Here is a 15,702-nt window from a genome sequence, read left to right on the forward strand (position 1 = left end):
CCGGGCGCCAGGGCGCGAGCGGCGCCGCGCCTGCGCTACCCGACAAGCGGGCCAGCACGGCGGCGCCGATTTGGCTCAGCCCGGCCGCATCCAGACCCAATGCCGGCCGGGCTTGTAACGCCAGCGCACGGCCATCGGCCACAACCCGAAATGCGCCGTCGCCGCCGGTTTCGTCCGCCGCGTCCAGCGCCAGAATTGCAACGGTTTCCGCCTGCGCCCAGCTCGGTGCCTCGCCGTTAGTCTCAATCCGGGCCAGCAGCAGCGGGTAGTCCGCCGCCACGGCGGCCAGCGCCGCGGCCAGATCGTCTGTAGTGACCGCGGCAGGCAGTTCCAGGTGCAGGCTGTCCCAGCCCCGGCCGGCCGCCAGCAATTCGCGCTGGCCGAAAGTCAGCCAGGCCGGTTCGGCCGCCGCCGGCGCCGAAGCACCGATCGCGGCCGCCAACGCGGCAACGGTCTGGTGTTCGAACAACTGGTTGGGTTTCACGGTCAAGCCGAAGCGCTTGGCTTGCGACACGACTTGTATCCCCATCACCGAGTCCACCCCCATGTCGAAGAAATTGTCGTGAATGCCGACCGGTTCGATGCCCAACACACCTTCCATGATGCCGACCAGGATTTCTTCGGTGGGATTGGTCGGCGGCGCGGCATCGGTGTCCTCGCGCTGCAGTTTCGGCTTGGCAGCCGTTGTTCCGGCTTCCTCCGCGGCGCGTTGCGCCTGCATCCGTTCCAGCAAGGCATCCAGCGGCTGCGGGCTGATCACCCACTGCGGCGACGCGGCAGAGGCCAGCGCCCGTTGAAAAATCTCCAGGCCTTCGGCGGTGGACAGGCTATCGTCCTCGCCGTGACTGTCGGCGGCGGTGGCCGGCGGCAAGGCAAAGGCGCCGGCCGGCACTTTCTTCAACGTAAACTCGTCGATTTGAGCCAGACGCTGCCCGGCCATGTCGTACAAGGCAATGTCGAAACTGAGCGATTCGCGGTCGCCGCTCAGGCCGCGGAAACAAACGTGACTGAGAAATTCGGCCGGCAGCGGCGCGGCGATCGTCAGCCGGCCGTAACCGAACGGCAGGTATTCGCCGTCGATATCCAAATCCAGCCGCCGCAACAGATGGCCGGTGATCGGACCGCTGGCCATGTCCAACAGGCTGGGATGCAGCATGAACTGCTGCAGATCGTCGGCAAAAGCGGCCGGCAACTGCAAGCGGCCCAACAGATGGTCGCCGCCGCAGCGAATCTGGCTTAGCACTTGCCAGCGCGGCCCCAGGCTGAGGAAGCCGGAATCGTCCTGCACCGCTTGCGGCCGGCCGTCGCTGAAATCCAGCACCTCGCCGCTACAACTTGCCGCCAATGCCTGCGGGTCGATCCGGGCCACCGCCAGCTCGGCGGCGTAAATATCGCCGGCCAGCAGCGGCGCCTTGACCCCGGCTTCGCGGGTGTAGACCTCGAAGCCGTAGCCGCCGCCCGGCAACGCGTTAAAGTCGCAATGCACTTCGGCCATGTCCAGAGCCGGCACCATCAACGGCCGGAAGAAATACAAATTATCGATCGCGACCTGTTCGGCGCCGCGGAAATCCTGGAACGCCGCCCGCACCATTTCCACCAGACCGGTACCGGGCATCGTCGCCACGCCTTCGATCCGGTGCTCGAGCAGCGCCCAGTGGTCCGGTTCGCGCAGCCAGGCCGCGTAGCTGGCGTGTTGCGCCGATTTTTCCCGGCACGAGTGCAGATAAGGATGAGCCAGCGTCTTGCCGGCCGGCAGCGGCGGCAGTTCGCGCCGGGCGTACAAGCCGGCATCGACCGCCATGCCGGTCTCGCGCCAGCCGCCGAAGTTCAACGACACCACCTTGCTGGCGCCGAAGCCGGCGCGGGCATAGGCGTCCAGCACGTTGTTGGCGGCGGAATAATCGACTTGGCCGATACCGCCGATCACGGCAAACAAGGACGAAAACAGCACGATAAAGCCCGGCTCGGTATCGGCGGCGCGGAACGCCTGCTCCAGCGCCAGGATGCCGCGCACCTTGGGCCGCAATACGGCTTCGGCCGCATCGCGGGTTTTGAGTTGGATCAGGCCGCCGCCGGCCACCCCGGCCGAATGCACCACCCCGGCGATCCGACCATATTTGTCCAGCAACGCCGCAACCAGTTCGGCCATGCGCTCGGCATCGACCACGTCGCCTTGGCAGATTTCGACTGCGGCGCCGCGAGCCTCGATCGCCGCCAGTTTGCGGATGCGCTCGGCGCTACGGTCCTGCGTCTCGTGTTCGGCCAGCCAGCGCGGCCATTCGGCTTTCGGCGGCAAGGCCGAGCGGCCGAGCAGGACGATATGTTTGGCGCCGCGAGCGGCCATGTAGTCGGCCACGGCCAGGCCCAGCCCGCCCAGGCCGCCGGTCACCAGATAGGCGCCGTCGGCGGTGAAATCCAGCGGCGCCGGGTCGATCCGGGTCGGTTCGTAGTGCGCCGCCCAACGGTAACCGTGGCGGCAGGCGGCGAAATGGTCGGCCGGCGCCAACAGCGGTTTGGTTTCGCCGCGCAGCCGCGCCAGTTCGCCGACGGCGCGGTCGGCGCTGGCGGCGATGGCAGCGGCACCGACCAGATCGTCCGGGCTGAAATCCAGATTGCGGCTCAGGAATTTGCGGTATTCGTGGCCCAGGCACAGATGCACGCCAAGCAACGCCGCCTTCAACGGATTGACCGGCTCGGCCGGCAACACGTCGTGGATTTCACTGGACAGCGTCAGCAGCGGCAGGCGGCGGTCGCCGGCCTCGGCCGAAAACTGCTGCGCCAGAAACACCAGGCTGTGAAAGCTACGCTCCAGCCAATAGTCCTCGCTGTCGAGTCCGGCCGCGGAGCGCGGCGTGGCGCACAGCGCGTGCACGATTGCGGTAGGTTGAGCCTCGGCGAACACCGTCGCCAGCCGTTCGAAGTCGGCGGCGTCGCCTATATTCAGGCTGTAACCGCTTTCGCCGTCGTCGGCGAAGTCGGCTCCCGGCGCAGCAATCACCGCGCTGCCGCCGGCCGCCTCGATCCGCTCGGCCAGGGCCCGGCTCAAGCCGTTACGCTCGGCGACGATCAACACCCGCTCGCCGGACCAATCTCCTATGTCAGGCAGGCGGCCGGGCTGGCGTTTCCACGACGGCGCGTAAAACCATTGCGCCGGATCGGCCAGACGTTGCGCCGGGTTTTCCGCGCCGCCGGCGCCGGCTTGCGGCGGTTCCAGCCAGTGGCGCTCGCGGGCAAACGGATAGGTCGGCAGCGAAATCCGCCGTCCCTGGTTATCGCTATCGACCCGTTCCCAATCCAGCTCCAGCCCGGCCGCCCACAAATCGCCCAGCGCCTGGCGCAATACCAGCGCATCGGGCTTGGTTTCCTTGGGATGGCGCACGGTTTGCACCACGGCCGCCGCCGCTTTGGCGGCATTGATCGCGTGTCTGGCAAAGGTGCTCAACACGTTGCCGGGGCCGATTTCGATGAAATAACTGCCGCCGCCGGCCAACAAGGTGGCCATGCCCTGACGAAAGCGGACGCAACCGAGCAAATGCCGGGCCCAGTAGTCCGGGTCGCAGGCATCGGCGGCGGCCATCCAGTCGCCGGTCAGGTTGGAGACGTAGGGCCGGCTCGGTGGTTTGGGTGCCGCCAGCCGCACCGCGGCGGTAAAATCGGCGATCATCGGCTGCATCATCGCCGAGTGAAAGGCGTGCGACGTCAGCAACGGCCGGCAGGCGGCGCCGGCCGCTTCCAGCCGCTCGCGCACCGCCGCGATTGCCGCGTGCGGTCCGGACAACACGCAGGCATTAGGACTGTTGACCGCGGCCAGACTGACCTCGCCGCCGACATAGGCCGCTGCCGCGGTTTCGTCCAGCGATACCGACAGCATGGCCCCGGACGGCATGGCCTGCATCAGCGCGCCGCGCAACGCCACCAGCCGCAAGGCCGCGTCCAGCTCGAACACCTCGGCCAGGCAGGCCGCGACGTATTCGCCCAGACTGTGGCCGATCATCGCGTCCGGCTCGATGCCGAGCGCCTGCATCTGTTTCGCCAGCGCATATTCGAAGGCGAACAGCATCGGTTGCGCCAAGCGGGTCTGCCCCAGTTGTTCGGTCAGCGCCGCATCGGTCGGATCGGCGGCCAGCACGAAATCGCGCAAATCCAGCCCCAAATGGCCGCGCAGCTGGTCGCAGCAGTCGTCGAATACCTGGCGGAATACCGGCAGATTTTGGTAAAGCCCGCGCCCCATGGTCAGATACTGGCTGCCTTGGCCGGTGAACAGGAATACTTTCTTGGCGTCGGCCGGCAGCGCTTTGGTTTTGACGGGATTGTCGCGAATCGCGGCCAACCCCTGCTGCAAGGTCTCCAAACTATCGGCAGCGACGGCGGCGCGTACCGGAAAGGCTTTGCGGCCCTCTTGCAAGGTAAAAGCCACGTCGTCCAAATCGACGCCGGGTTGGCGGCGCAAGAAATCGTCCAGATTTGCCGCGGCCCGGCTCAAGGCCTTGGAAGATTTGGCCGACAACACGAAGCTGCGCAATTTTTCAACGGAACGGGTGACCGGCTGCGGCGGCGCTTCTTCCATGATGGCATGGGCGTTGGTGCCGCCGATGCCGAACGAGCTGACCGCGGCGTAACGGGTACCGGCGCAATCCCAGTCGCGCAGAGTGTCGTTGACGAAGAACGGGCTGTTAGCAAAATCGATGCGCGGATTCGGCGTTCCGAAATGCAGGCTGGGCGGCAGCGTGCGGTGCCACAAGGCCAGGGCGGTCTTGATTACCGAGGCGACGCCGGCCACCGGTGCCAGATGGCCGACATTGGTTTTCAGCGAGCCCAGCGCGCAATAGCCGGTGCGTTCGGTATGCTTGCGCCAGGCCCGCGCCAACGCGGTAATCTCGATCGGATCGCCCAGCGGCGTCGAGGTGCCATGAGCTTCGACATAGCTGATCTGGTCCGGATCGACCCCGGCATCGGCCAAGGCTCGCTCGATCACGTGCATCTGGCCGTCGATACCCGGCGCGGTATAACCGGCCTTAAAGGCACCGTCGTTGGTCACCGCAGTACCGCGGATCACCGCATAAACCCGGTCGTGATCGGCTAACGCATCTTCCAGCCGTTTCAACACGACGATGCCGACGCCGCCCTCGCTAAACACGGTGCCCTCGGCCTTGGCGTCGAAGGTGCGCAACAAGCCGTCCGGCGACGCCATGCTGCCTTCCTGGTATTGGTAGCCCAGGCCGCCCGGCACGGTCGCCAGGGCGCCGCCGGCCAGCGCCGAGTCGCATTCTCCGGCGCGCAAAGCCCGGCAGGCCAGGTGGATCGCGACCAGGGAGGTCGAGCACGCGGTTTGCACCGTGATCGACGGCCCGGTCAGATTCAGTTTGTATGCGGTGCGGTTGGTGATGTAATCCGGCTCGTTGCCGATGCCGGCGATCAAGTCCTTGGACGACGCGAACATGATGTCGCGGTTCGGGAAAATGTTATTGAAGAAATAGCGCGACAAGGCGGTGCCGGCATAGACGCCGACCGTGCCGGGGCAGTCGTCCGGGATGTAACCGGCGTCTTCCAGCGCCGCCCAGGCGCATTCCAGGAACAAGCGCTGCTGCGGATCGAGCAGCTCGGCTTCGGCCGGGGTGTAGCCGAAAAAACCGGCGTCGAATTTATCGACGTCGTCCAGGTAATAACCGGCGGCCACCCAGGAGCCGCCGGCCACTTGCTTGCGCACGTAGGGAATCGAAGCGGCGTCGTGCGCGGCGATGCCCTGCTGCACTTCTTCCTGAGTGTAATGCCGCAACGCGTCGCGGCCGGCAACCAGATTGTCCCAGAATTCGCTGACCGAATTCGCTCCCGGAAAACGGCCGGCAAGGCCGATGATGGCAATGGCGCCCGAGTTGGCTTGATTTGCTTGCATGTGCTTTGCTTCCGTTGTCTATGTTTCGATGAAATTGGCGGCAGGCGCGCTTATTCCGCGCCGCTGCGGCGGCGCGGCGCCCGGCCGGAGCGTTCCCGTTTCGCGCCGTCTGCGGCCGCAGTGGACGGTGCCGCGGCGCGCGGTTTCGGTTGCAGGTAGTCGACCAGCGCGGCGATGGTCGGGTAGACGAAAAACATGTCCAGCAACGGCACGTCCTTGCTCAACAAGGGCCGCAGCCGGGTATGGATCTTGATCATGTCCACCGAGGTACCGCCCAGGTCGAAGAAGTTGTCGCCGGGGCCGACGCTGTCCACGCCGAGCACTTCGCGCCAGACGGCGCAGATTTGCCGGGCCAGATCGGAATCGGCCACCGCCACGGCGGCGACGGCCTCGACTTCCTTGCGCGGTTGCGGCAGGGCTTTGCGGTCGAGTTTGCCGTTGGCGGACAGCGGCAGTTCGTCGAGGCGGATAAACAGCGATGGCACCATGTAGTCGGGCAGTTTCTGGTTCAGGTAGTCGCGCAAGCGGCTTTCGAAACCGGCGTCGGAATGCTGGAACCTGGCTTGCGCCAGTTGCAGTTCGCGCAGTTCCGCGTCGCCGAGTTCGACGCCGCCGACCAGCGCGTGCAGATAGGCCGAACGCTGTTCCAGCTCGAACAGCGGCCGGGCCCGTTCGAAATCGAAACCGCCGAGCTGGCAGGTGGCCAGACCGAAGCGATGCGCGTCCTGCTCCAGAATTTGCGTGATCAGGCCGCTCTCGATCCGGCACAGGTGCATGGAATCCTGGCCGTACAAGGGTTCGATTGCCTCCAGATTGGCGACCAGGAACAGGTGGAAGGCGGCGCTGTCGACCATCGCCGCGTTCCAACTGCCGTAATATGCGGCATCGATCCGGCCGTTACCGGGCAAATGCACCAGACGGTGCTGGTCCGGATCGTAGTAATACATGCCGCCGGCCAGGCCGGCGATCCGGCCCGGTACCGCGTAAAGATAGAGTTGCACCGGATACAGCGAACCGGCCGAACCGTAGCGGTATTTCGGGGTGGCCGCAGCCGGATCGCGGCGCAACCGGCTCAACAGCCGGCCGAGACTGCCGAGATCGACGGCGCTGTCGGGGAACAGCCGCTGCGAGCGGCGGTGATAGCCGGCGTCGCTCGCCTCTGGCTCCCCGGCCAGCGCCACCGCCTCGGCTGCGGCGTCGAAGCGGCGCAGGCCCGGTTGCGACAGGCGGAAGCGGATTTTGTCGTTGTCTTCCGTCTTGGCGGCGGCCGGCGCCTCCGGGTCGCGCACGTAGTAGGCGATCAACTGCCGGGCCCGGCCACCGTCGCCGGTGACGGCGCACACCGCCGCCTTGACGCCGGGAAAGCGGGCCATATTGATTTCCACTTCGCCCAATTCGACCCGAAAGCCGTTGATCTTGACCTGGAAATCCTTGCGGCCGAGAAACTCGATGTTGCCGCAGGGCAGCAAACGGCCGAGGTCGCCGGTCCGGTACAGTTTTTCGCCGCTGCGGGGATGAGTGACGAATTGGGCCGCGCTACGCTCGGCGTCGCGCCAATAGCCCAGCGCCACGCCGATGCCGCCGATGTACAGCTCGCCCGGCACCCAGACCGGACAGGCTTGCATCTGCTCGTCGAGCACGTGAAAGCTTTGGTTGAGCATGGCCTTGCCGTAGGGAATGCTGCGCCAGTCCGGGCTGAGCTCGCCGATTGGATAGATGATGGACCAGATCGAGGCTTCGGTGGCGCCGCCCAGGCTGAACTGTCGCGCGTTGGGGCAGCTACGCCGAATCGCCTCCGGCAGCGGCAGCGGAATCCAGTCGCCGCTCATCATCACCAGCCGCAGGCTGGTATTCGGCCGCCGCGCCACCTCGTCCAGGTAGGTGGTGTAAATGTCCATCAGCGCCGGCACGGTGTTCCAGAGCGTCACGCCATGGCGCTGCACCATCTCGTCCCAATGGCCGGGGTCGCGCTGGCGGTCGGCATCCGGCAACACCAGGGCGCCGCCGGCGCCAAGCACGCCGAAAATGTCGTAGACGGACAGGTCGAAATTCAGCGCCGATAAACCCAACACCCGGTCGTCCGGACCGACTTCAAAGCGCTGGTTGATGTCGACGCAGGTGTTCAGCGCGCCGCGATGGTCGATCATGACCCCTTTCGGAGTGCCGGTGGAACCGGAGGTGTAGATCACGTAAGCCAGATCGGTTGGCTGCCGCATTACCGGCAGCGCTTTGACCGGTTGAGCCGACGCCGCCAATTCGGCGACAGGCAACACTTCGATACCCGCCGGCAGCCGCAGCCCGGCAGCGGCATCTGCCGCCACGACCCGCTGCAAGCCGGATAATTCGATAATCTGGGCGATTCGGTCCGGGCCGTAGCCGGGCTCGATCGGCAGATAGGCGCCGCCGGCCTCGAGAATGCCCAACGCGGCCACCACCTGCCAGCGGCCTTTCGGCAACAGGATGCCGACCAGCTCGCCGCTGCCGGCGCCGCTCTGCCACAAGCGCTGCGCCAAGCGATTGGCCAGCCGGTACAGCTCGCCGTAACTGAATTCGGCCTCGGCGTCGATCACGGCAATCCGCTCCGGATTGGCACGGGCCTGGCGTACGAAAGGTTCGTGCAGCAATCCGGCCGGCACCGGCGCCGCAGTGGCGTTGGCCGCTGCGATCAGTTGCCGCTGCTCGCGCGGCAGCAGGTCGAGTTCCGGCCGTTGCCAGAGCATGTCGTCTTGGGCCAAGCCGCCGACCAGTTGCCGGTAGGCGTCGAACATCGCTTCCAAGAAACCGTCCGGAAACAGGCCGGTCACCGAGTCCCAATCGTATTCCAGTTTGCCGGCGTCTTCGGTGACCTGATGGTCCAGCCAGACCTGAGGCGTCTGCGTAATCGTGTAATGCACGTTGCCCAGCCAGGACATCGCTGCCGGGGTGTCGTCCGCCGGGTTCGGTTTGATCGCGCTGGTAAACACCACCGGGAACAAGGAGGCATTGGCGTCACGGCGCTGTTCGGTCAATTCCCGCAGCACTTGCACGCCGCTGACGTAGCGATGGTCCATGTCGCGCCATAACTGCGCCTGCACCGACTTGACCCGTTCCGAAAATGACGCCGGCCGGGAATAATCCAGCTCCAGCAACACCACCGACGTAAAGTCGCCGACCAGCGCGTTGACTTGCGGATGAAACGGCAGCCGGTTGAACAGCGTCAGATTCAAGGTAAAACGTTTGCGGCTGCTCCAGCGGGCGACGACGGCGCCGTAGGCGGCCAGCAGCACCGCCGACGGCGTCACGCCCAGGCGTTGGGCGCGGCTTTTGATTTGGCCCCAGCGCGCGGCGTCCAGGCTGGCGGACAGGCGGCGGAATTGCGGGCGGGCTATGCTTTCCGGGGCCACGGCCAGCGGAAAATCCGGGCCGGGCGGCAGGTCTTTGATCTTTTCCCGCCAATAGTTGCAGGACTCGCGGTAAGCTTCGGTTTGCTTCATCAATTCCAGACCGCGGACGTAGTCGGCGTAGGACAGTTCCAGCGGCGGCAATTCATCGCCCTGGTACAGCCGGCGCCATTCCTCGCTGAGGATATCGAAGCTCAAGGCGTCGAAAATCAGCACGTCTATGCTCAGATGCAGCCGCACCGCGCCGTCCGCCAACACGCTGGCGCGAATGTCGAACAAGGGCCACACCGCGGTATCCAGTACCTGGTGCGACATTTCCTCGCGGACTTGCTCGAGACTGGCGTTGCTCTCGTCACCGGCGACACTGGCGTCCAGCACTTCGAAGCGGTATGCAGGGACCGTTTTTAAAATCTGTTGGCGGCCGTCGGGATTGACGACGGCGCGCAGCATGTCGTGGCGCTGGATCAAACGGTTGAAAGCCGTTTCCAGCCGCGCCAGATCCAGGCCGCGGCAGTCGACTTCCATGTAGCCGTGGGCGGCGATATTGCCCAGATCAAATGCCGCCTGCCGGCCGACCCAATACGCCTGCTGAATGTCGGTCAGCGGAAACGGCTCGAAGCGGGCCTCGCCCATCGGCTGCAGTTTCGGCACATCCGATTCGGATTGGGCTTGCGGCCTGGCGTCGCGCGAGCGCTGCTGCAGCCTGGCCATCAGCTGCTGGCGTTGTTCGTTGCTCAGTTCGGCGATCAGTGATTGTGTGTTTGCCATCTCGTTGTCTCCAGTTAACCCGTTCGCTCAGGACGCGGCCAATTCGGCGCCGTCGCGCACCAGTTCCGCCAGCAGCGCCTGCAAATCCGGCGAATCCTGCAATGCGTGCTCCAATACGGCTTCCGCCAGTTCGGCGACGGTCGGGCGTTTCATGATGTCGGTCAGCCTCAAGCGGCAGCCGTGGCGCCGATTGATTTCGTACAGGATTTGCGTCGCCAGCAGCGAATGGCCGCCCAGGGCAAAGAAATCGTCGCCGATGTGGATGCTGTCCAATTGCAGGTGCTCGGCCCAGATCGCGGCGATTTCGCTTTCCAGCGCATTGCGCGGCAACTGTCCGCCCGGCGCGGCCTCGGTCGGTTCCTGGCTATGTGCCAGTTGCGCCAGTTGGCGCCGGTCGATCTTGCCGTTCGGGCTCAACGGAAATTCCGTCAATCGGGTGCAGACGCCGGGTACCATGAATGCCGGCAACTTGGCCGCGGCGGTTTGTTTCAGCGCGTCGCCCAGCTCGGTCTCGGCGCTGTAGAAAGCCAGCAGGCGCTGGCGGCCGGGCTCGCCGTCGGCGATGACCACCGTCCGCTGCACGCCCGGCACTTGCGCCAGCACGGTTTCGATTTCGCCCAGCTCGATGCGGTGGCCGCGAATCTTGACTTGAAAATCGGAGCGGCCCAGGTATTCGACCATGCCGTCCGCATTGAGCCGGCCCAGGTCGCCGGTGCGGTACATGCGCGCTCCCGGCGTCGCCGAAAACGGATCGGGCAGGAACGCGGCCGCGGTACCGGCCTGGTTGCCGAAGTAGCCCCGGCACAAGCCGTTGCCGGCCAGATAAATTTCGCCCTTGCCACCGGCCGGCACCGGATTCAGATCGGGGTCCAGCAGATAAAGCTGGCTGCCGGCGATCGGCCGGCCTATCGTCACCGGCCCCTGGAACCCTTCCGGGAAACGGACGAAGGTGCTGTAGGTGGTATCTTCCGAAGGGCCGTACAGGTTGTAGACCGCCACGCCGGGATAGTGCTGCTGGATGCCCTGCACCAGGGCCAAGGGCAAGGCTTCTCCGGCCAGATTGATGGTGTGCACCGACGCCGGTATTGCCCGCTGCCGCAGAATTTCCTCCATCGCCGACGGCACGGTGTTGATCACGGCGATATCGTCCTGGCGCGCCAGTTCCGGCAGGTGCAGGATGTTATCCACCATCACCACCTTGCCGCCGTGCGCCAGCGGGTAAAAGATTTCGTAAACCGACAGGTCGAAGCAGACCGAAGTCGAGGCCAACATACCGGCGCCGGCAGGTAACGCGAATTCCTGCGCCGCCCAGTCGATCATCGACGCGGCGTTGCGGTGTTCGATCGCCACCCCTTTGGGCAGACCGGTGGAGCCGGAGGTAAAAATGATGTAAGCCAGATGTTCCGGGCTGACCGCGCTGGCCGGCGCCGTGTCCGGGCACGACGCCAGGCGCGGGTCGGCCGGGCTCAGCAGCGGCGCGGCATTGGCGGCGGCCGAGATGGCGGCATCGGCCGTATCGGCGATCAACAGTTTGGCTTCGGCGCAACGCAAGATCACGGCCCGACGTTCGGCCGGATAGTTGGGATCGACCGGTACATAGCAGGCGCCGGCCTTCAATACCGCCAGCAAGGCCACCACCAATTGCGGCCCGCGCGCCAGGCATACCGCCACCCGGTCTTCCACACCGACGCCATGCTGTTGCAGCAGATGCGCCAGCCGGTTGGCCTGGGCGTCCAGTTCGCGGTAGCTCAACTCGGTGTCGTGCCAACGCAGCGCAATCCGTTCCGGCGTGAGCTCGGCCTGGTCCGCAAATAAATGGTGCAGGCAGCGGTTGTCGTAGGCGATGGGCGGATTCATTCCCAAGCCCTCGCGCTCCGCATCCAGCAGCAAATCGATGCTGCCGAGCCGGGTGTCCGGCGCCGCCGCCAGTTGCGCCAACAGCTTGGCGTAACGCGCCAGCAAACGTTCCGCGGTGTCGGCTGCGAACAGTGCGGTGTTGGAGGTCAGCACCAGCACGGTTTGGCTGGCGTCGGCCACCACGTCCAAGGTCAACTCGTATTTGGTGTGGGCGCTGGGCGGCACCAGCGGCGTGAAGCGCAAACCGCCGCCGGCCAGCGCGCCGACCGCCTCGTAATTGAACACCGCGCTCACCAGCGCCGGCCGGCTCGGATCGCGTTCCGGATTGACGGCGCGCACCAGTTCGGCGAACGGAAAACCGCGGTGTTCGAAGGCTTGCAGAAAGTCGTGCTTGGCCTGTTGCAGGTAGTCGGCGAACGTGGCCTGGCTATCGTTGTTGCCGACGATAGGCAGGACATTGACCCCAAAGCCGATGAAGCTTTCGCCGGGCCGGTCGCCGTGCATCGACACCGGCACGCCGATCACCGAGCGCTGCTGGCCGCTCAGGCGGTTCAACAGCAAGCGGTAGACGGCCAGCATGACCATGAACGGCGTCGCATTGCAGCGTTGGGTCAGCGCTTTCAATTGGGTCGCGACCGCGGCATCCAGCACCAGGCAGGTGCGCTGGGCGGCAAAGCGCTGTTCCGGCGGGCGCGGATAATCGGTCGGCAAATCCAGTGCCGGTACGCCCTGGCCGAACTGCTGCAACCAGAATTCGCGGTCCTGCGGCCGTTGCGCGGCAACCCGGCGATTGGCTTCCGCCAGCGTCACCGGCCGCGGCAGGGCCAGCGCGCTGCCGTCGCGCAGGTGGCGGTAGAACTCGACGATTTCCTGGATCAGCAAGCCGTAGGAAATGCCGTCGATAATCATGTGGTGAGCCAGAAACAGCAACCAGTAGCGGTCGTCACCCAGCCGGGCCAGAAACGCTTTAATGAGCGGCGGCCGGGTCAGATCGAAAGGTTCGGCGCTGCGCGCCAACACCCATTCCCGGGCCTTGGCTTCTGCCAGTGCATCCGGCAAGTCGGAAAAATCGGCTTCGACCAGCGCCGTATCCGGCTCCTGGCCGATAACGACCTCGCTACGGTCTTCGCTCAATGCGGCGCGCAACGAGTCGTGCCGGGCCACCACGCCGCGAAAGGCCTGCTCGAGTTTGTCCCGGTCCGGCGTTCCGGCCAGCTCGAACAGCACCACTTCGTTGTAAGCCGCCTGCACTTCCTCGCTCAATTCCAGATGCACCAGGATGTCCTGCTGCGCGCCGTTCAGCGGCAACACGGCTGGCGCCTGCGGCAGCCGCGCCGTGATAACCGCCTGATAACCGGCGTGGACTTCGGCTGCGGCTTGGATAAAGCCGGCGCGTTGCAGCAAATCGGTCCAGGCGGCGGCCGGCAGCAACGGATAATCGGTGCGTAATGCGCTGTCCTGAAACGCCCACCAGCCGTCGGTCAGGCCGAAGATCAAGTCCAGCCAGGGCTGGCGACCGACGCATTCCAACAACAGCAGGCGGCCGTTCGGCGCCAGCAGGCTGCGCAGATGGTTCAGGGTTTTGCTCAGATCGGCGGTCGCGTGCAGCACGTTGGAGGCCACGATCAAATCGAAACTTTGCCGGACAAAACCCTGCTCGGCCGGGTCGCGTTCGATATCCAGGGTGGCGTATTCGACCTGCGGGTAGGCGGCGAATTCGCGCTCGGCGCGGTGTAAAAAGGCGCTGGACAGGTCGGTAAACAGATAGCGCAGGTCGCGGCGGCTCAGGCCGGGCAACAGTTGCGCGGTGGCCGAACCGGTACCGGCGCCGACCTCCAATACCGCGGCTTTACCGGAAACGTCGGCAACGGCAGCCGACACCGCCCGCGCCAGAGCCGCATTGGCCGCGGCAGCGCCGGGGGCGTAGCGGTAAAGCCGTTGCAGCAAGGCGTAGTTTTCGCCGCCGAACAGCACTTCCGCCGCATCGCTGCGGCCGCACAGCACGGCCGGCAACGCGGCGGCGCAATGCAATAGTAGGTCGACTGCGGCAGCGTCGGCCGAACTGCGCGCCTCGCGTTCTAGATCCGCGGTCGCCACCGGCAGCGCTTGCAGCAATTCCCAGTCTTCGCCGACGGCGCGCAACCAGCCGGCTTCGTTCAACATCGCAAACAGACGGCCGAACAGGCGGCGGCGCTTGGGCGCCACGCCGATAGCGCTAGCGGCGCGTTCGACCTTGCAAATGCCGCCGATGTGCGCCGGCAAGGCTTGCAATTCCTGCAAGGCCTGAGCCGCCAACGCGGTCGCCAGCGCATTCAATGCCTGGGCGCCGGCTTCGCTGCCGGTCGCATCGCGGCTGGCCGGCAATGGCGATCCGGCCGGCGGCGGGAAGAAGCCGCCCTGGCGCAGCGCCTGCGCCGATTCTCGCCCGGCGCGGACGATAACGTCGACGTCGGCTTCGCTATGGGCGCTGCTGAGGAAGCAGGTGTGGCCTTCCCAGATGTACACGCCGCGCAGCGTCATGTGGTAGAAAAACAGATTGGCTTCGATGGGCTGGAATTCGACGCTGTAATTGTCGAAAAACACGAAGCGGAACAAGGAGCCGGCGTGGTTGACCCGAATCGCGAAACCCTCGGCGGCGAAATAGCCGTTCAATTCCTGTACCAGCCGGGCAGTCTTGGCGGTGATGCCGGCTTGCAAGGCCGGGCCGGCATCGCGCAACTGGCGCAGTACCGCAACGGCGGCGGCCATGGTCAGCGGATGGCCGCTGAAGGTGCCGGCAAAGAAAGTCGCGGTGGCCGCCGGATAAGAGTCGTCGTCGAATTGCCAGGGGCCGCCGTCGATCGCGTTCATGAAGCGGGCGTTGCCGGCGACGATGCCGATCGGCATGCCGCCGCCGGCCACCTTGCCGTAAGTGACCAAGTCGGCGCGGACGCCGAAATATTCCTGGGCGCCGCCCGGCGCCAAACGAAAACCGGTGATGATTTCGTCGAATATCAACGCGCAACCGGCGGCGCTGGCTATTTCCCGCAAGCGCTGCAGAAACTCGCGCGGTTGCAGGCCGGGCCGCCGGCTTTGCACCGGCTCGACCACGATGGCTGCCAGTTCGCCGGCATGGCGTTGGATCGTTGCCAGCGCGGCCTCGTCGCCGTAGGCCAGCACGATGGCGTCCTGCGCCACCGACAGCGGCACGCCGGGCGCGATCGGCAAACCGCTGCCGCCTTCACCGCCGGCCTTGACCAGCATGGTATCGGAATGGCCGTGGTAAGAGCCGGCAAAGCGGACGATGCGGGTGCGGCCGGTGACGGCGCGGGCCAGCCGCACCGCGGTCATCACCGCTTCGGTGCCGGAGTTGGCGAAAGCCACCCGCTCGCAGCCGGTCAGATCGCGCACCAACTGCGCCGCCTCGCCGACCAGCGGGCTTTTCGGCCCGACCTGGATACCGTCCGCGAGCTGGGCGGCCAAGGCTTGCTTGACCAACTCCGGGTTGTAGCCGAGCAGGCTGGAACCGAAGGCCATGGTCAAATCGACGAATTCGTTGCCGTCCAGATCGTAAATCCGGGAACCTGCGGCGGTTTTGACTACCAGCGGGAAGATCATAGCTTTGGTCGCTTGGCGGAAGCCGAGCGAACTGCGGTAATCGGCGAACACCTCGCGGTAGGTTTCGGCATAACGTTTCGAGCCGGCATGCTTGGTCTGGTAAGCGGCGGCCAGTTCGCGCAGATGTTGCTGTTGCGCCGGGTTCAAGCCGGCCGCCGCGGCATTGCCGGCGGCCGGCAACGGCGTTGCCCGGCGCAAAGCCGGAGC

General features: G+C 65.7%; 3 protein-coding genes. All 3 read right to left on the minus strand.

The genetic code is table 11. The features are described from left to right. On the minus strand, window positions 1–5,893 hold a 5,893-nt coding region (locus NP603_RS21060), incomplete at its 3' end, for a type I polyketide synthase (RefSeq protein WP_256612834.1). A gap of 50 nt (window positions 5,894–5,943) precedes the next feature. After that, on the minus strand, window positions 5,944–10,041 hold the full coding sequence (locus tag NP603_RS21065) for a non-ribosomal peptide synthetase (protein ID WP_256612835.1): 4,098 nt from the start codon (window positions 10,039–10,041) through the stop codon (window positions 5,944–5,946). A gap of 27 nt (window positions 10,042–10,068) precedes the next feature. Further along, entirely contained in the window at window positions 10,069–15,675 is a 5,607-nt protein-coding gene (locus NP603_RS21070) for a non-ribosomal peptide synthetase (RefSeq protein WP_256612836.1), read from the minus strand. Between the last annotated feature and the right edge of the window lie 27 nt (window positions 15,676–15,702).

Origin of the sequence: Methylomonas aurea (assembly GCF_024505045.1) — a bacterium.
GTDB lineage: Bacteria > Pseudomonadota > Gammaproteobacteria > Methylococcales > Methylomonadaceae > Methylomonas > Methylomonas aurea.

Coding starts and splice junctions, on each gene's coding strand:
- NP603_RS21065 (WP_256612835.1), bottom strand. CDS start 10,041: ATGGCAAACACACAATCACTGATCGCCGAACTGAGCAACGAACAACGC.